At 66.8% G+C, this 17,236-nt stretch carries 15 protein-coding genes; 11 read left to right on the top strand and 4 right to left on the bottom strand.

Annotated elements, in window-relative coordinates:
* Positions 1-87: 87 nt before the first annotated feature.
* Positions 88-2,484 carry a phenylalanine--tRNA ligase subunit beta gene (gene pheT / locus G0Q01_RS13415; RefSeq protein WP_164188613.1) on the bottom strand — a complete coding sequence of 799 codons (2,397 nt, stop codon included), beginning with the start codon at positions 2,482-2,484 and terminating at the stop codon, positions 88-90.
* A 202-nt stretch (positions 2,485-2,686) separates the two neighbouring features.
* Positions 2,687-3,292: a malonic semialdehyde reductase gene (locus G0Q01_RS13410; RefSeq protein WP_164188611.1), complete on the bottom strand. Its 606-nt coding sequence runs from the start codon at positions 3,290-3,292 to the stop codon at positions 2,687-2,689.
* Between the two features lie 387 nt (positions 3,293-3,679).
* On the opposite strand from G0Q01_RS13410, the gene G0Q01_RS13405 reads away from it, so the two are divergent.
* Positions 3,680-4,171: a flavin reductase family protein gene (locus G0Q01_RS13405; RefSeq protein ID WP_164188609.1), complete on the top strand. Its 492-nt coding sequence runs from the start codon at positions 3,680-3,682 to the stop codon at positions 4,169-4,171.
* A gap of 31 nt (positions 4,172-4,202) precedes the next feature.
* On the opposite strand, the gene G0Q01_RS13400 is transcribed toward G0Q01_RS13405, so the two are convergent.
* Positions 4,203-5,075, bottom strand: coding sequence for an MBL fold metallo-hydrolase (locus G0Q01_RS13400; RefSeq protein WP_164213529.1), 873 nt, complete (start codon positions 5,073-5,075; stop codon positions 4,203-4,205).
* 105 nt (positions 5,076-5,180) lie between these two features.
* A complete protein-coding gene (locus G0Q01_RS13395; RefSeq protein ID WP_235940126.1) occupies positions 5,181-5,612 on the bottom strand; it encodes a MarR family winged helix-turn-helix transcriptional regulator in 432 nt (143 codons plus the stop codon).
* 101 nt (positions 5,613-5,713) lie between these two features.
* Between G0Q01_RS13395 and G0Q01_RS13390 the strand changes: the two genes are divergently transcribed.
* The 10 genes from G0Q01_RS13390 (at position 5,714) to G0Q01_RS13345 (ending at position 17,186) form a co-directional block, all read left to right on the top strand.
* Positions 5,714-7,573 (top strand): FAD-dependent monooxygenase, encoded by a 1,860-nt coding sequence (locus G0Q01_RS13390; RefSeq protein WP_164188605.1) that lies wholly within the window; start codon positions 5,714-5,716, stop codon positions 7,571-7,573.
* A 110-nt stretch (positions 7,574-7,683) separates the two neighbouring features.
* Positions 7,684-8,157 carry a MarR family winged helix-turn-helix transcriptional regulator gene (locus G0Q01_RS13385; protein WP_164188603.1) on the top strand — a complete coding sequence of 158 codons (474 nt, stop codon included), beginning with the start codon at positions 7,684-7,686 and terminating at the stop codon, positions 8,155-8,157.
* A 57-nt stretch (positions 8,158-8,214) separates the two neighbouring features.
* Complete coding sequence (locus G0Q01_RS13380) at positions 8,215-9,318, top strand: C4-dicarboxylate TRAP transporter substrate-binding protein (protein WP_108964622.1); 1,104 nt, start codon at positions 8,215-8,217, stop codon at positions 9,316-9,318.
* 75 nt (positions 9,319-9,393) lie between these two features.
* Positions 9,394-9,942, top strand: coding sequence for a TRAP transporter small permease (locus G0Q01_RS13375; RefSeq protein WP_164188601.1), 549 nt, complete (start codon positions 9,394-9,396; stop codon positions 9,940-9,942).
* Positions 9,942-11,222: a TRAP transporter large permease gene (locus G0Q01_RS13370; RefSeq protein WP_164188599.1), complete on the top strand. Its 1,281-nt coding sequence runs from the start codon at positions 9,942-9,944 to the stop codon at positions 11,220-11,222. The genes G0Q01_RS13375 and G0Q01_RS13370 overlap by 1 nt, the downstream gene beginning before the upstream one ends.
* A gap of 11 nt (positions 11,223-11,233) precedes the next feature.
* Positions 11,234-11,998: an SDR family NAD(P)-dependent oxidoreductase gene (locus G0Q01_RS13365; protein ID WP_164213528.1), complete on the top strand. Its 765-nt coding sequence runs from the start codon at positions 11,234-11,236 to the stop codon at positions 11,996-11,998.
* A 32-nt stretch (positions 11,999-12,030) separates the two neighbouring features.
* Positions 12,031-12,804, top strand: coding sequence for a crotonase/enoyl-CoA hydratase family protein (locus G0Q01_RS13360; RefSeq protein WP_108964618.1), 774 nt, complete (start codon positions 12,031-12,033; stop codon positions 12,802-12,804).
* A 26-nt stretch (positions 12,805-12,830) separates the two neighbouring features.
* Entirely contained in the window at positions 12,831-14,699 is a 1,869-nt protein-coding gene (locus tag G0Q01_RS13355) for a feruloyl-CoA synthase (protein WP_235940123.1), read from the top strand.
* A gap of 10 nt (positions 14,700-14,709) precedes the next feature.
* Positions 14,710-15,585: an amidohydrolase family protein gene (locus tag G0Q01_RS13350; RefSeq protein ID WP_164188593.1), complete on the top strand. Its 876-nt coding sequence runs from the start codon at positions 14,710-14,712 to the stop codon at positions 15,583-15,585.
* Positions 15,586-15,698: 113 nt separating this feature from the next.
* Positions 15,699-17,186: an acyl-CoA dehydrogenase family protein gene (locus tag G0Q01_RS13345; RefSeq protein WP_164188591.1), complete on the top strand. Its 1,488-nt coding sequence runs from the start codon at positions 15,699-15,701 to the stop codon at positions 17,184-17,186.
* Positions 17,187-17,236 lie beyond the last annotated feature (50 nt).

The raw sequence follows: 17,236 nt of genomic DNA, 5'->3' as shown, positions 1-17,236 counted from the left end.
CTCCGATGCACAAAAAGGCCCCCTGATTAAGAAAAAAGGCCCCGGCGGAACGCTCCGCCGGGGCCTTTGTCATCATACGAACCGGGCTCAGCCGCGCAGCGTGCCGCCGGTAGCCTTCTCGACCTTGGCGACGATCTTGGCCGCAACCGCCTCGATGTCCTTTTCCTTCAGCGTCGCGTCGCTCGGCTGCAGGCGCACGGTGATGGCGAGCGACTTCTTGCCCTCCCCGAGGCTGCCGCCGATGAACTCGTCGAACACGCGCACATCCTCGATCAGCGCCTTGTCGGCACCGGCAGCGGCGTTCACCAGGTCGAGAGCCGCCACATCCGCATCCACCACGAAGGCGAAGTCGCGCTCGACAGCCTGCAGGTCGTTCAGCTTCAGCGCCGGACGCGCACCGCCTGCGTTGCGCGGCAGCGGGATCTCCTGCGGGTAGAGGGTGAAGGCCACGACCGGCCCCTTCACGTCCATCGCCTGCAGCACCTTGGGGTGCAGCTCTCCGAAGACGCCCAGCACCTTCTTCGGGCCAAGGCAGAGCTTGCCATGACGGCCCGGGTGCCACCACTCTTCGGCGCCGCGCAGGATCTGCATCTTGGCGGGCGCGCCCAGGGCGGCAAGGATCGCCTCGGCGTCGGCCTTGGCATCGAACACATCCACCGGGCGCGAGGCACCGTGCACGTCCTTGGGACCAGTGCGGCCGACGAGAATGCCGGAGACCTGCGTGGCCTGCTCGCCCGGCTCACCGCCTGCGAAGGCGGGCCCGCACTCGAAGAGCGCCATGTCGGCAAATCCGCGCGCCTGGTTGCGCGCCGCAGCCTGCAGCAGCCCCGGCAGCAGCGAGGGGCGCATGTGGCTCATCTCAGAGCTGATCGGGTTGGCCAGCATGGTCGCATCGGTGCCGCCGCCGAAAATCTCGGCCGAGGCCTGATCGACGAAGCTATAGGTGACGCACTCGTTGTAGCCGAGCTCCGCCGTGGTGCGGCGCGCGACCTGCTCGCGCTTCTGAAGCGGCGAAAGGATCGGCTTCGGCACGCCCGGCTGGGCACGGCGCATCGGCTGGCCCTGCAGCTTGGTGAGCGAGGCGACGCGGGCCACCTCTTCCACCAGATCGGCCTCGCCCATCACGTCGGGACGCCAGCTCGGGACATTTGCCATGTCACCGTCGAAGGTGAAGCCGAGCGCGGTCAGCGTGGCGCGCTGTTCGTCCGCCGGGATCTCCATGCCCACGAGGCTGATCACCCGATCGGTGTCGAGCTTGTACGCGCGGCTGACGTCCGGCGTGGCGCCCGCGACGACAACGTCCGAAGCCTCGCCACCGGCGATCTCGAGGATCATCTGGGTGGCCGCCTCGATGCCCGGAGCGGCAGAGGCCGGGTCGATGCCGCGCTCGAAGCGGTAGCGGGCGTCGGAGTTGATCTTCAGCGCGCGGCCCGTGTAGGCGGTGCGGACGGTCTGGAAATACGCGGCCTCGAGGAAGACGTCGACGGTCTCGTCCGACACGCCCGTGGGCTCGCCGCCCATCACGCCGCCAAGGCTTTCCACGGTGTCACCCGCCGAGATCACCACCATGCCGGGCTCGAGCGTGTAGGTGCGCTCGTCCAGCGCCTCCAGCGTCTCGCCGCCCTTGGCGCGGTGCACGCGCAGATCGCCTGTTACCTTGCCGGCGTCGAAGACGTGGAGCGGGCGGTTGCGGTCGAAGGTGAAATAGTTGGTCACATCGACGAGGAAGCTGATCGGGCGCAGGCCGATGGCCTTCAGCCGGTCCTGCAGCCACTCAGGCGAGGGGCCGTTCTTCACGCCGCGGATGACACGGCCGTAGAACACCGGGCAGTCGTCCAGCGTGTCTTCGTCGATGGTCACGCTGATCGGCGAGGCGAAGCTGCCGGGCACGGTGACCTCGGGCAGCGGCTTCAGCGTGCCGAGGCCGCGCGCCGCAAGGTCGCGGGCGATGCCATGCACGCCGAGCGCGTCGGGGCGGTTCGGGGTGATGGCGATCTCGATCACCGGGTCGACCTTGGCCGGATCGTTGGACGCCAGCCAGTCGATGAAGCGCTCGCCGACCTCGCCCGAGGGCAGCTCGATGATGCCGTCATGCTCTTCCGAGAGCTCCATCTCGCGCTCGGAGCACATCATGCCGAAGCTCTCGATGCCGCGGATCTTGCCGACCTGAATGGTGGTGTCGATGCCGGGCACATAGGTGCCGGGCTTGGCGACGACGACGGTGATCCCCTCGCGCGCGTTGGGGGCGCCGCAGATGATCTGGCTCTCACCCTCGTCCGTCATGACCGTGCAGACGCGCAGCTTGTCGGCGTCGGGGTGTTTCTCGGCCTTGAGCACCTTGCCGATGGTAAAGGCCGACAGGCGGTCGGCGGGGTTCTCGACCCCTTCGACTTCCAGCCCCAGATCGGTCAGTGCCTCGGTGATTTCCTCCACCGTGGCGGAGGTGTCGAGGTGGTCTTTCAACCAGGAAAGCGTGAATTTCATCTCTCGGCCCGGCTTGGTTTCGCTTGGCTCCGGTCCTTAGCGGAATGAGGCGGGAGGGGAAAGGGGGTTGGCCCGGAGAGGTCCCCGGGCCCGGACGGAGAGAGCAAGCGATGCCTCTCTTGGCCTGCGACCAAGTCACCCGCGGGATATTGGGAAAGAGACGGAGAAAGGCTCCGGTGGCGCGCGCCGGAGCAGGCACGCGTCAGAGCAGCTTGCAGGCGTCTTCCATCTTCAGGCGCGGCAGGCGTCCGAAGACCTGCGAGGGATCACCGTAGCCGAGGTTCACCATGAAGTTCACTTTCCAACTGGTGCCGGCGAGGAACGTCTGCTCGACCAGATTGGCATCGAAGCCCGACATCGGACCACAGTCGAGACCAAGCGCACGGGCCGCCATGATCAGGTAGCCGCCCTGAAGCGAGGAATTGCGGAAGGCAGTCTCGGAGATCATCGCCTCGGAGCCGGTGAACCAGGGCTTCGCATCGACATGCGGGAAGAGTTCTCCGAGCTTGTCGTAGAACGCCATGTCCTGACAGACGATGACGGTGACCGGGGCCGACATGGTCTTGTCGCGGTTGCCGCTCGACAGGGCGGGGGCGAGCAGTTCCTTGGCCTCCCGGCTGCGGATGAAGACGAAGCGCGCGGGGGAACAGTTGGCCGAGGTCGGGCCCATCTTTACCAGATCATAGAGCTGTTCGAGGGTCTCCTCGGGGATGTCCTTGTCCTGCCAGGCGTTCTGGCTGCGGGCCTCGAGGAAAAGCGTGTCGAGCGCCTCGGCGTCGAGCGCGCCGGTGGGGAGGAGGTCTTTCATCTATCTTGCCTTTCAGTCGTCATTCGGGCGTCGGGGGCGGGGCGCCGCTCGATGACTTCCCCCGCCCGGAGAGCGGGTGCAAGAGCGACGGGCCTTCGCCCCGGAGCGGAGGCTCCCCGGGGCGCCATGTCACGCACCGGGTGCCCAAGATCCGGGCACCCGGCGGCACCCGCGGCCTCTCGCAAATGACAGGGCGCTTTCGTGACGCCGGGGCCGGCCCAGCCTTTCGAAGGTCGATGTGCTCTGGACGGCGGCGCCGGTGCCCTGCATTCATGGACCAGCAGTCCCGGACCCGCCGCCGCTCGGCCCGCAGCGCGGCGTGCCCCCCGGATTGCCCCGGCGCTGGCTTCCTCCCGGCCCGCCGTGACCGAAGGAAAGGATGACTGAATGGATCCCAACGATTTCAAATCCGGCATGCGCCGCCTTGCCGCCGGCGTTTCGCTGGTCACCTGCGAGGCAGGCAATGCGCGGCACGGGCTGATCGCCACCGCCGTCACCTCGCTCAGCGCCGAGCCGCCGAGCCTGCTGATCTGCGTCAACGCCTCGGCCTCGATCCACGAGCACCTGAGCGAGGCCCGGTCATTCTGCGTCAACGTGCTGTCGCGCGACCAGAAAGACGTGGCCATGCGCTTCGCCACCCCCAGGGACCGCGAGACCCGCTTCGAAATGGGCGAGTGGTCGGCGCTGGAAACCGGCGCCCCTGCCCTGCGTGGCGCACAGGTGAGCTTCGACTGCCGCCCGGCGCAGAAGAGCAGCTTCGGCACCCACACGATCTTCATCGGCGAGGTGGTCGCGGTCACCGATTGGGGCAGCCCCTCGGATCCGCTGCTCTACCACGACGGGAAGTTCGCGGGCCTTACCGGGGCCGAGCACGCCTGAGACGGTCAGCGCGGCGGGCGGCACGGCGTCCTTACCGCGGCTCGAAGTGGTTCAGCGGGATCTTGAGGTAGCTGCGGCCGTTCTCCTCGGCCTCGGGCAGGCGCCCGCCGCGGATGTTCACCTGCAGCGCCGCAAGCATCAGCTTGGGAAGCGGCAATGTCGCGTCGCGCTCGTCGCGCACCGCGCGGTACTCGGCCTCTGTCGGGGCGCCTTTGAGATGGATGTTGCGCGCCTTGTGCTCGGCCACCGTGGCGCAGCATTGCGCCTCGCGGCCGTCGGGGGCGTAGTCGTGGCCGACGTAGAGCCGCGTCTCGTCCGGCAGGGAGAGGATCCTCATCAGGCTCTCGTAGAGGTCCGCCGAGCTGCCTCCCGGGAAGTCCGCCCGCGAGGTGCCGCTGTCGGGCATCATGAAGGTGTCATGCACGAAGGCCGCGTCGCCCGCCACATAGGTGATCGAGGCCAGCGTGTGGCCAGGGCTGAAGATCACCTGCACCGGGATGTCGCCGACCAAGAACGCGTCGCCGTCGGCATAGAGCACGTCCCATTGCGCACCGTCGGTCGGCAGGTCGGGCAGGTTGTAGATGTCCTGCCAGAGCTTCTGCACCTTGGTCACGTGTTCGCCAATGGCGGTGGTGCCACCGATCTTTGACTTAATGTAGGGCGCGGCCGAGAAATGGTCGGCGTGGGGGTGCGTGTCGAGGATGTGGGTGATCTCGATCCCGGCCTCGCGCACGTAGGCAATGATCGCATCGGCGTTATGGGTCCGCGTCGCAGCGGCCAGCGGGTCAAAGTCCAGCACCGGGTCGACGATGGCGCCCTTCAGGGTCCGCGGGTCATGGAAAACGTATTGCCAGCTGCCGGTGGGCTCGTCCCAGAACGACTTAACGACGGGGCTTGGGGTCATCTTTGTCTCCTTGCGGTCAAGCAGGTCGGACCGTCCGATCACATTCTACACAGTGAATGTATTTAGCCCGCTCACGAAGTCACCCCCCGGGGCGGAAAAAACCCTTCAGGCTTCCACCGCCTTGCGCAGGAGCTCCATGAACTGCGTTCTTTCGTCCTCATCGAGATTGCCAAGTATCTCTGCCTGCAGCGCCGCGACCATCGGGGCGACCTGCGCGAGGGCGATCTCGCCCGCTGCGGTCAGGCGCAGGCTGCGGGCGCGCCGATCCTCCTCGTTCACCTGCCGCGCCACCAGCTCCTTTCTCTCGAGCCGCTTCACCACCTCGCCGATCGTCGCCCGGTCATAGGCGATGAGCGCTGCAAGCCGGGCCTGGTCGATCCCCGGCTCGCGCGCCAGCACGTCGAGCGCGGCATATTGCACCGAGGTCAGCTCCACAGGTGCCGATTTCAACCGCTCCGAGAAAACCGCGGTCGAGCGCTGGTTCAGCCTGCGGATCAGGTGGCCGGGCATCCTGTTAAGATCGTCCCGTGACGTCATGGGGTAGGCTCCGATAGATGATACGTGAACTTACCATATTGACTCGACGCCCGACCACAGGATTATAATATGTACACTTACTAAATGGGGAGGATTGGACCATGCAGTTTCACCTGAACGGATTTCGCAGCGGGGATCCCGCCGTCGCCCCTGCCCTGCCCGGCGCAGATCACAAGGCGCAGGACGTCGATGTGCTGATTGTCGGCTGCGGCCCGGCCGGGCTCACGCTGGCCGCCCAGCTCTCGGCCTTCCCGGAAATCACGGTGCGCATCGCCGAGCGCAAGCCCGGCCCGCTCGAGGTTGGACAGGCCGATGGCATCGCCTGCCGTTCGGTGGAGATGTTCGAGGCCTTTGGCTTTGCCGAAAAGGTCATGAAAGAGGGCTACTGGGTCAACGAGGTCGCCTTCTGGCGCCCGGACACGGACGGCACCCTGCACCGCGCCGACCGCATCCAGGATGTCGCGGATGATCTGTCCGAGATGCCGCATGTGATCCTCAATCAGGCCCGCGTGCATGATTTCTATCTGGAGATCATGCGCAATTCTCCACGCCGCCTGACACCGGACTACAACCGCGAGTTGGTGGCGCTGTCCAAGAGCGACGATGCCGACCACCCGATGCAGGCCACGTTCAACCGGCGCGACGGCAAGGGCACCGAGACCATCCGCGCCCGTTACGTCGTCGGCTGTGACGGCGCGCGCAGCACCGTGCGCGGCGCGATGGGCCATGCGCTCAAGGGCGAGTCGGCGCGCCAGCTCTGGGGCGTGATGGATGTACTGCCGGTGACGGATTTCCCTGACATCCGGCTCAAGGCGGCGATCCAGTCCGAGGGTCAGGGCAGCGTGCTGATCATCCCGCGCGAAGGCGGCTACATGGTGCGCCTCTACATCGAATTGGGCGACCTGCGCGGCGACGAACGCGCCGCCGACCGCGATGTGAGCGCCGCGCTGCTGATCGCCAAGGCGCAGGCGATTCTGTCTCCTTACACGCTCGAGGTAAAGGAAGTCGCCTGGTGGTCCGCCTACGAGATCGGCCAGCGCGTCTGCGATGCCTTCGACGACGTACCCGAGGACGCGCGCGGCACCCGCAGCCCGCGCGTCTTCATCGCCGGGGACGCCTGCCACACCCACAGCCCCAAGGCCGGGCAAGGCATGAACGTCAGCATGGCCGATACGTTCAACCTCGGCTGGAAGCTCGCTGCCGTGCTGCGCGGACGCGCCGCCCCTGCCCTGCTCGACACCTACTCCGAAGAGCGCCGCGCCAAGGCCAAGGAGCTGATCGACTTCGACCGCGACATGGCGCGGCTGTTCAGCGCCAAGCCGAAGGACGATGCCGAGGCCGCTCAGTTCCAACGCTATTTCAAGCAGCACGGGCGCTACACCGCCGGGGTCGAAACGCGCTACGATGCCTCGCTGATCACCGGCGGCACCGAGCACCAGGCACTGGCGGCAGGGCAAGTGGTCGGCGAGCGCTTCCATTCAGCGCCGGTGGTACGGCTGGCGGATGCGAAGCCGATGCAGCTCGGCCATGCGTTCAAGGCCGACGGACGCTGGCGGGTGCTGGCCTTCGCGCCCCAAGGCGACAGCGGCCAGCCGGGCGGCGCCATCGCTCGGCTCTGCGACGCGTTGGTGCCGGTGATCGCGCGGTTCACGCCGAAGGGCGCGGATCCAGACAGCGTCATCGACCTGCGTGCGGTCTTCCAGACCCCGCACCGCGCGATGCGACTCGAGGCACTGCCCCCCGCGCTGCTGCCGAAGAAGGGCAGACATGGGCTGACCGACTTTGAAAAAGCCTTCTGCCCGGCGCCCAACGGCCCCGATATCTTCGACCTTCGCGGCATCGACAGGTCGCGCGGGGCGCTGATTGTCCTGCGTCCGGACCAGTATGTCGCGCAGGTTCTCCCACTCGACGCAGAGGATGAAATTTCTATTTACTTCAATGGCTTTCTGCTCCCAGCTTAGCTCGGTGGACGCCTTCGGCCCGCCGCCCCGCCATGGGCGGCAAAGCGCCTGCGGAAATAGTTATTGACTATAACTATTATCCTACATACCGTTTTGCGAAGGAGGAGCCCATGCCGCAGACTGACGACCTTTCCGAAGACCGTGGCGGGCCGACTGTGGAGGATACGGTGCTTGGCGAGCTGATCGGATACCGGCTGAAACGCGCCTACATGCAGATTCAGCCCGAGGCGCAGCGTGCGCTGGCCGAGGACGACCTGCGCGTGGTCAGCTTTTCGTGTCTGTCGATCATCGCCGACAACGCCGGGATCGTGCAGTCGGAGCTTGCGGACGCCTTGCAGATGGAGCGCTCGAACCTTGTCGTGATCATCGACGAGCTGGAACAGCGCGGCCTCATCACCCGCAAGAAGGTTCCCACCGACCGTCGGCGCTACGCGCTGGCGGCAACGCTGCGTGGACGCCGCCTGCGCGACCGTGCCGCTCAGAAGGTGAGAACGGCCGAGGACCAGATCATCGGCCGGCTCGACGAAAAGGACCGCGCGCACCTGATGGCCGTCTTGCAGCGGCTCGAGGACAATACGCGCTGAACGAAGGGCGCGGGCGGCAGAGGAGTCCGGCCGCGAACTGTCACAGGGAGGATAACCATGAAGATGCATTTTGCAGCGAGCCTGCTCGCCTGCTCGATTTCCGCGCTTGCCGTCAGCGCTTCGGCGGACACCATCCGCGCCACCAGTGGCTTCGGCCCCAACCACGCCGTCGCCAAGGACGTCTATCCGACGATGTTCAAAAAGCTCGAAGAGCTGACGGACGGGCGCTGGACAGGTCAGGACACGCCCTCGGGGCTGGTCGCCCCGAACGAGATGTCCACCGGCCTGCGCGACGGCGTGACCGAGTTCGGCGCGCTGCTCATGCCCTATTTCGTCGCCGAGTACCCCGAGAGCGTGCTCGTGTCGGAACTTTCGATGCTGGGCTCCAGCGCCGCGGTCGTCAGCTCTGCGGTGACCGAGTACATCGCCACCTGCGAGCCCTGCCAGGCCGAGTTCACCCGTAACGGGCAGATCTACCTCGGCTCGGACACCACGCCGCTCTATGACCTGCTGTCGACAAAGCCGGTGAAGACCTTGGACGACATGAAGGGCCTCAAGGTCCGTTCGGGGTCGCCCTTCTACGCGGCCTTCATCGAAAGTGTCGGCGGTGCACCGGTGCAGATGCCCTCGTCCGAGCTCTTCGAGAGCCTCAGCCAGGGCGTGATCGACGCGACCTTCTCTTCGCCGCACGAGATCATCGCCAACCGCCTCGGCGACGTGGTCGACTACGTGACCGAGATCGAGCAGGGCGTGTTCAACGGCGCCGCGATCACCACCGCGAGCACGATGCTCTGGGACCGCATGGATGCCGACGACCGCATGGCGCTGGCCACCGCAGCGCAATACGGCATCGCGACCGGCATGGCCGCCTTTGATCGGCAGATCGAGGAGGTCCGCGCCGGCGACATGGTCGAGTTCATCGAGCCCGACCAGAGCCTGATCGACGCCCGCGACAGCTTCAACGAGGAGCGCCTCGCGAATGCGGCCTCGATCCTCGAGGAGCGTGGCGTGAGCGACGCCCAGACGAAGATCGACCGCTACATGGCGCTTATCGAAAAGTGGGAAGGACTGGTCACCCCCGGCATGTCCCCCGAAGATCTGGGCGCGCTGCGCACCGAGGAAATCTGGTCGAAGATCGACCTGACCTCCTACGGCAGCTAAGCCTGCCAAGCGTGCGCCGGCGCTCTCCCGGCGCGCGCCTTCCAGAGTTTTCCCTCTCACCCCCCGGAGGATCGGATGCTTGCTCCGATTGAGACCGCCGTGGCGCGGATCAGTATGATATTGGGCGGCCTCGTGCTGCTGGCGATGATGCTGCAGGTCGTGGTGGACGTCTTCATGCGCGCCTTTCTCGGCGCCGGTTTCCCCGCCACCGCTGATCTTGTCGGCAAGTATTACATGGTCGCCGTCAGCGTTCTGCCGCTCGCGCTGACCGAGCTGAAGCGCCGCCACATCGAGGCGACGGTGTTCACCCAGACGCTCACCGGCACGCCGTTGAAACTGGTGCAGCTGCTCGGGTTCGGCATCTTCGCGGCGGTGCTGGCGGTGCTGACCTATGGCTCCTGCCTCGAGGCGATGCGCCAGATGTCGCGCGGCGCCTATATCGAGGCCGGCACGCTGCGCTTCGTCACCTGGCCGAGCTACTGGATCCTGCCCATTTCCTTCGGCCTCGCCCTGCTGATCATGTCGATCCGCATCTACGAGGTGCTGACCGGACGCTTCGGCGCGCATGACCACGATCCCGTCGGCGCCCTCGAAGACACGTCCAATTCCGGAGAGGACATCTGATGGATCCCGTCACCATCGGCATTCTGGCGCTCGTCGCCCTGCTCATCCTGATCGGCCTGCGCGTGCCCATCGCCGCCAGCCTGATCCTCGTTTCCTTCCTCGGCATCTGGGCCGTCGCGGGCCTCCGCCCGGCGCTGTCGATGCTCTCGACCATCCCCTACACGACCTCGGCCAGCTGGACGCTCAGCTCGATCCCGATGTTCCTGCTGATGGGATACATCGCCTATCACTCGGGCCTGACACGCGGCCTGTTCGAGGCGGCGCGGGTCTGGTGGGGCTGGCTGCCCGGCGGGCTGGCCATCGCCTCTCTCGCGGGCGCCTCGGGCTTTGCTGCGGTCTCGGGCTCGTCGGTTGCCTGTTCCGCCGCCATCGGCCGCATCGCGGTGCCCGAGATGGCGCGGCAGAAGTACGACCTGCGCATCGCCACCGGCGCGGTCGCGGCGGGCGGCACCATCGGCGCGCTGATCCCGCCCTCGATCATCCTGATCCTCTTCGGCATCCAGGCCGAGATCTCGATCAACGACCTCTTCCTCGGCGGGCTCTTCGTCGGCCTTGCCTCGCTGGCCTTCTACATCTGCGCCGTGCTGATCGTCTGGTGGCGCAATCCCGAAAGCCTGCCCCGCGCCGAGCCCTACACCATGGGCGACCGCTGGCAGAAGACCGCCGAGATCTGGCCCGTGCTGCTGCTCATCGGCGCGGTGTTCGGCGGGCTCTTCACCGGCTTCTTCACCGCCACCGAGGCGGGCGCCTTCGGCAGCTTCGTCGCGCTGCTGCTCGGTATCGCCCGCCGCTCGCTGAGCTGGGCCGACTTCAAGGAAAGCCTGATCGACACGCTGCTTTCGTCGGGGGCGCTCTTCATCATCACCATCGGCGCCAACCTCTTCACCCGGCTCGTGGCCATGTCCGGCCTGTCGATGCAGATGGGCATGTTCGTCGAGGGGCTCGGCCTTGGCACCTTTGCGCTGTTGCTGGTGATCGTGGTGATCTACCTGATCCTCGGCATGTTCCTCGAGCCGATCGGGGCGCTGCTGCTGACCCTGCCGCTGTTCCTGCCGATCCTTGCACAGCACGGCGTCGACAAGCTGTGGTTCGGCCTGCTTGTCGCCAAGCTGCTGGAGATCGGGATGATCACGCCGCCGGTGGGGCTCAACGTCTTCGTCATCCATTCCGTCGCCCGCGACTACGTGCGGCTGGAGCAGGTCTTCGCGGGGATCGTGCCCTTCATCCTCGCCGACCTCGTGTTGGTCGGCGGCATGCTCGCCCTGCGCGGCTTCTTCTGAGGAGGTCTTTCATGGACATAAAAGGAACCATCGCCCTCGTCACCGGCGCCGGAAGCGGCCTTGGAGAGGCCACCGCGCGGCGGCTGGCGGCGGCAGGTGCGACGGTGGCCGTGCTGGACCTTTCACCCGAGGCCGGTCAACGCGTCGCTGGCGACATCGGCGGCATGGCCCTGGCGGTCGACGTCTCGGACGCAGCGGCGGTGGAAGCCGCCTTTGCCGAGGTCATCGGAAAGATCGGCACGCCCCGCATCACGGTCAATTGCGCCGGTATCGGCACCGCCACCCGCATCCTGCCCCGCGACGGTTCACTGCCCATCGAGGCCTTCGAGCGCACGCTGAAGATCAACACGCTCGGCAGCTACATCGTGCTCAGCCACGCCGCCCGCGCCATGTCGGGACTTGATCCGGTCGATGCGGATGGTGCGCGGGGGATCATCCTCCACACCGCCTCGGTCGCCTACCAGGACGGGCAGATCGGACAGGCCGCCTATGCCGCCTCTAAGGGCGGAATCGCCTCGCTCACCCTGCCCGCCGCACGCGAGCTTGCCCGTTTCGGCATCCGCGTGATGACCATCGCCCCGGGCCTCTTCGAGACCGCGATGAGCGCCGGGCTCCCGCCGGACGCCCGCGCCGCGCTCGAGGCCGGACTGCCCTTCCCCTCGCGCATGGGAAAGCCCGACGAGTTTGCCCTGCTGGTGCAGCAGATCATCGAGAACCCGCTGCTGAACGGCGAGGTCATCCGCCTCGACAGTGCCGCCCGGCTCGCCCCCAAATGACCCTACTCCAAGACGTCCCCAAGGAGACCGCCATGTCCGACCACGCCAAGTACCTGACCACCGAGGTGGACGGCCAGATCGCCACCCTCACCATGATCCGCACCGACAAGCGCAATGCCATGAGCGACGGGCTGATCGCGGCGCTGGAGAATGCCTACGCGACGCTCCCGAAAGAGGTGCGCGTGGTGATCCTGACCGGCGCGGGCGGGCATTTCTGCTCGGGGCTTGATCTGTCGGAGCACGTCTCGCGCAGCGCCGAGGACGGCGTCTACCACTCGCGCAACTGGCACCGGGTGATGGAGATGATCCAGTTCGGCGGCAAGGTCACGGTCTCCGCCATGCAAGGCGCGGTGATCGGCGGCGGGCTGGAGCTGGCGGCCTCGACCCATGTGCGCATCGCCGAGCCCTCGGTGATCTTCCAGCTGCCCGAGGGGCGGCGCGGCATCTTCGTCGGCGGTGGGGCCTCGGTGCGCGTCGGGCGCATCCTCGGAGCGGACCGGATGGTCGAGATGATGCTCACCGGGCGCAAATACAATGCCGAGGAAGGGTTGCGGCTAGGACTGACCCACTACAGCGTCGGAGAGGGCGAGGCGCTGCCGCTGGCGCGCAAGCTGGCGGAGCAGATCGCCGGGAACGCGCCGATGTCGAATTACTTCATGGTGCAGGCGCTGAGCCGGATCAACGACATGTCGCGCAACGACGGGCTCTTCACCGAGAGCCTCTGCGCCGCGCTGGTGCAGACAACGCCGGATGCCGAAGAGGGGCTGAACGCCTTCCTCGAGAAGCGCGCGCCCGTGTTCCGCTGAGCCGGACGGAGGGAGGAGGAATGGACATGACCATCGTAGAAAGCGCCCCGACCGGACACGAGGCCCGCGCCGACTGGGCCAGACGACACACGCTGACCCGCTACGTGCCGCACAAGGTGATCCGCGAGGACCGCGAGGACGGCACGATCCTGCTGCGCTCGGGCTACGAGCTGCCCGAGGCTGTGGAGAATACCGGCGCCTGGCTGCACGAATGGGCCGTCAAGGCACCCTACCGCGTCGCCGTCTCGGAGCGCCCCACCGAAGGCCCCGGCTGGCGCAACGTGACTTATCTCGAGCTCTTGCAGCAGGTGCGCGCCATCGCCTCGGCGCTGATGGCGCGCGGGCTGGGACAGGGCGACACCATCGCCATGCTGTCCGGCAACGGGCTCGACCACTTGCTGGTCTCGCTGGCGGCGCAATACATCGGCGTGCCGGTGGTGCCGCTGGCTGAGCAGTATTCGCTGATCCCCGAGGCGCATGGCCGCCTCACCTACGTGCTCGACAAGGTGACCCCGAAGCTCGCCTTCGTCGATGACGCGACGCGCTACGCCTCTGCGCTCGCCCTGCCGCATCTCGCCGAGGTCGAGATCGTGGCCGCGCGCGGCGAGGCCGGGCGCCCGGTGACCCCGATGGCCGAGCTTCTCGCCACCGAGGAAAGCCCCGAGCTTGACGCGGTGCACGCCACTGTCGGGCCGGAGACTCTGGCGAAGATCCTTTTCACCTCGGGTTCAAGCTCCGATCCCAAAGGGGTGCTGACCACGCACCGCATGATGTGCGTCAACCAGGTGCAGATGCAGGTCGCCCTGCCCTTCCTGATGGACCACGCGCCGCGCATCACCGACTGGCTGCCGTGGAACCACGTCTTTGGCGGCTCGCACAACGTGAACATGATGCTCGCCCATGGCGGCACGCTGACCATCGACAGCGGCAAGCCCACCGGCAAGGGCTTCGCCACGACGCTCAAGAACCGCACCGACCGCCCCGGTACGCTGGCCTTCAACGTCCCGGTTGGCTGGAACATGCTCGTGGAGGCGATCAAGGATGATCCGGCGCTGCAGGAGCATCTCTTCAAGGACCAGCAGCTGCTGTTCTATGCCGGCGCCTCGCTGCCGCAGGACGTGTGGGAGGCGCTCGAGCAGTTCTGCATCCACGCCCGCGGCGGGCTGCCGATGATGATCTCGAGCTGGGGCCTGACCGAGACCGCCCCCGCCTGCCTCATGGTGCATGAGCCCATCGGCCGCTCGGGGGTGATCGGCGTGCCGCTGCCCGGCGTCGAGGTCAAGCTGATCCCCGACGAGGACATGCGCTGCGAGATCCGGGTGAAGGGCCCCAACGTGATGCAGGGCTACTTCAATGACCCCGAGAAGACCGCCGCGGCCTTCGACGAGGAAGGCTATTTCATCACCGGCGACGCGGTGCGTTTCGTCGATCCCGAGGACGCCAACCGCGGCCTCGTCTTCGACGGACGCGTGTCCGAGGACTTCAAGCTCGACACCGGCACTTGGGTGCAGGCGGGCAACCTGCGCATGAGCGCGCTGAAGGAACTGGCCGGCCTGGCGCAGGACGTGGTGATCTGCGGCCATGACCGGGGCGAGGTGGGGCTCTTCGTCTTCCCCGCCGCCGGTGCGGCCAAGCCGGGCGAGATCACCCAGGGCGCCGTCACGGACGCGGAGCTGATGACCAAGATCGAGCTGCGGCTGCGCGAGATGAACGCGCATGTGACGGGCTCGGCCAAGCGCGTCACCCGCGCGCTGGTGCTTGCCGAGCCGCCCTCGCTGGAGCATCACGAGATCACCGACAAGGGCTCGCTCAACATCAAGAAGATCCTGACCCGCCGCGCCGACCTGCTGGAGCGGCTCTACGACAACGAAGACCCGGCACTTATCCGCGTCTGAGGAGGCAACCATGATCGACTTCGCCAAGATCCGCGCGATCGATTTCCATACCCACGCCGAGGAAGCCTGCGGCTGTCATACCGACGACGGCTACGACGAGCTGCAATCGACGATGGCCAAGTATTTCGGCGCGCCCTGGGCGCATCCCCCGACCATCGACGAGACCGCCGCGCATTACCGCGAAATGAACATCGCGGCTGTGATCTTCCCCGTCGATAGCGAGCGCGAGACCGGCTACCGGCGCTACGACAACTACGAGGTCGCCGACGCCTGCGCCAAGAACGACGACATCCTCATCCCCTTCGCCTCGATCGACCCGGCGAAGGGCAAGCTCGGAGCGCGCGAGGCCCGCGATCTGGTGGAGAACCACGGCATCAAGGGTTTCAAGTTCCACCCCACGATGCAGGGCTTCTACCCCAACGACCGCATGGCCTACCCGCTTTACGAGGCGATCGCGGAGGCCGGGGTGCCCGCGCTCTTCCACACCGGCCAGACCGGCGTCGGCTCGGGCATGCGCGGTGGCAATGGCATGCGGTTGAAGTATTCGAACCCGATGTACATGGATGACCTGGCGGTGGATTTCCCCGATATGCCGATCATCCTCGCGCATCCCTCTTTCCCCTGGCAGGAAGAGGCGCTTTCCGTCGCCCAGCACAAGCCCAACGTCTACATCGACCTCTCGGGCTGGTCGCCGAAGTACTTCCCGAAGATCCTCGTGCAGTACGCCAACTCGATCCTGAAGAAGAAGATGCTCTTCGGCTCGGATTGGCCGATGATCGCGCCCGAGAAGTGGCTCAACGCCTTCGATCAGGTCGAGTTCAAGGAGGAGGTGCGCCCGTTGATCCTCAAACAGAACGCGATGCGCCTGCTGGGCATCGAGGCCTGACCTTCTTCCGCGCGTTCCGGCGCGCGGACCTTCCTCCTTTATGCGCGGAGCCGGTCCCGGCTCTACGGCGGTGCTCCTGCGCCGCCCTGTTTCCCCTTGCGAGCGAGGCACAGATGATCCCCTTCCAGGCCCCCACCGACGAGATCTTCCACAGCCTACATATCTTTGCCGGCAATGCCCCCGGCTGGGATGCCGAGCTCTCGCAGGAGATCACCCAGCATTTCGCCGCCTTCGCCGAGGGCGTGCTCGCCCCGCTCAACGAACCCGGAGACCGGCAAGGGTGCCGGCTGGAGAATGGCCGTGTGCGGATGCCCGAAGGCTTCGCCGCGGCCTATTCCGAACTGGCCGAGAGTGGCTGGCAGGGGCTCACCGCCCCCGAGGCGTTCGGCGGTCAGGCGCTCGATCATCTGACGGCGGCGGCGGTTTCCGAGATCTTCTCGGGCGCCAATCACGCGCTGCAGATGGTGACGGGGCTGGTACCTGGCGCGATCTCGACCCTGCTCGCCCATGGCACGGCCGAGCAACAGGCAGCCTATATCCCGCGCCTCACCTCCGGTGCGTGGCTCTCGACCATGTGCCTGACCGAGGCCGGGGCGGGATCGGATCTGTCGCGCATCCGCTGCAAGGCGACACGGGATGCGGATGGGTGGACGATCGAGGGGCAGAAGATCTTCATCTCGGGCGGCGATCAGGACATGTCGCAGGGCATCTTGCATCTCGTCCTCGCCCGCACCGGAACGGCAGAGGACGGGGTGAAGGGCCTGTCGCTGTTCCTTTGCGCCTCGGAAATCGATGGCCTGCGCAACGCCATCACCGTCACCCGCATCGAGGAAAAGCTCGGCCTGCACGCCTCGCCGACCTGCCAGATGGAATTCGACGGTGCCAAGGCCGAGCTCGTCGGCGGCGAGGGGCGCGGCCTGGTGGCGATGTTCACCATGATGAACCACGCGCGGCTCGACGTCGCTCTGCAGGGTGTTGCGCATGCAACCCGCGCCTGCGCAATCGCCAGCGCCTATGCCGCGGAGCGCACGCAAGGCCGCACCATCGAGGGCGCTCCGGCGCTGCTCACCGACCACCCCGACGTGCGACGCATGCTTGACGAACAGCAGGATCTCGCCCGCACCGCCCGCGGCATGTGCCATCTCGCGCTGGCCGAGCTTGAAACGGGCGAGACACCTGCCTTGATCGAGTTCCTGACGCCGCTGTGCAAGATCTACGCCACCGAGGCGGGCATCCGCGCGGCGGATCTCGGCATCCAGATTCTCGGCGGCTACGGTTATCTGGAAGAATACGGCATGGCGCAGGTCTGGCGCGATGCGCGGATCACCTCGATCTACGAGGGGGCGAATGGCATCCACGCGCTGACGCTGGCGACACGCGGGCTGAAGCTGGAGGGCGGCGCGGCCATCGGTCAGTTCGCGGCACTGGTGACGCGGCTCGGCGGCGCAGAGCCCAGTCTGGTTGTGGCCTGCGAGGCTTGGCAGGCTCGCGCATCAGGCCTTGCCGAAAGCCCGGACGTCCGCGCCGAGGCGCACGGCTTTGCGCAGGAAACTGCGGCTCTGCTGGCCCGGGCAGTGCGGCTGAGGCTAGCGGCGGGCTGACCCGCACCCGGACCGGCGCCTGCGCCTGACCGCTCGCGCCTTGGCAGCAG

Source organism: Salipiger sp. PrR007, assembly GCF_010499845.1.
Lineage (GTDB): Bacteria > Pseudomonadota > Alphaproteobacteria > Rhodobacterales > Rhodobacteraceae > Salipiger > Salipiger pacificus_A.
This window is presented reverse-complemented; position numbering and strand designations above follow the sequence as displayed.

Coding starts and splice junctions, on each gene's coding strand:
- pheT (WP_164188613.1), bottom strand. CDS start 2,484: ATGAAATTCACGCTTTCCTGGTTGAAAGACCACCTCGACACCTCCGCC.
- G0Q01_RS13410 (WP_164188611.1), bottom strand. CDS start 3,292: ATGAAAGACCTCCTCCCCACCGGCGCGCTCGACGCCGAGGCGCTCGAC.
- G0Q01_RS13405 (WP_164188609.1), top strand. CDS start 3,680: ATGGATCCCAACGATTTCAAATCCGGCATGCGCCGCCTTGCCGCCGGC.
- G0Q01_RS13400 (WP_164213529.1), bottom strand. CDS start 5,075: ATGACCCCAAGCCCCGTCGTTAAGTCGTTCTGGGACGAGCCCACCGGC.
- G0Q01_RS13395 (WP_235940126.1), bottom strand. CDS start 5,612: ATGACGTCACGGGACGATCTTAACAGGATGCCCGGCCACCTGATCCGC.
- G0Q01_RS13390 (WP_164188605.1), top strand. CDS start 5,714: ATGCAGTTTCACCTGAACGGATTTCGCAGCGGGGATCCCGCCGTCGCC.
- G0Q01_RS13385 (WP_164188603.1), top strand. CDS start 7,684: ATGCCGCAGACTGACGACCTTTCCGAAGACCGTGGCGGGCCGACTGTG.
- G0Q01_RS13380 (WP_108964622.1), top strand. CDS start 8,215: ATGAAGATGCATTTTGCAGCGAGCCTGCTCGCCTGCTCGATTTCCGCG.
- G0Q01_RS13375 (WP_164188601.1), top strand. CDS start 9,394: ATGCTTGCTCCGATTGAGACCGCCGTGGCGCGGATCAGTATGATATTG.
- G0Q01_RS13370 (WP_164188599.1), top strand. CDS start 9,942: ATGGATCCCGTCACCATCGGCATTCTGGCGCTCGTCGCCCTGCTCATC.
- G0Q01_RS13365 (WP_164213528.1), top strand. CDS start 11,234: ATGGACATAAAAGGAACCATCGCCCTCGTCACCGGCGCCGGAAGCGGC.
- G0Q01_RS13360 (WP_108964618.1), top strand. CDS start 12,031: ATGTCCGACCACGCCAAGTACCTGACCACCGAGGTGGACGGCCAGATC.
- G0Q01_RS13355 (WP_235940123.1), top strand. CDS start 12,831: ATGACCATCGTAGAAAGCGCCCCGACCGGACACGAGGCCCGCGCCGAC.
- G0Q01_RS13350 (WP_164188593.1), top strand. CDS start 14,710: ATGATCGACTTCGCCAAGATCCGCGCGATCGATTTCCATACCCACGCC.
- G0Q01_RS13345 (WP_164188591.1), top strand. CDS start 15,699: ATGATCCCCTTCCAGGCCCCCACCGACGAGATCTTCCACAGCCTACAT.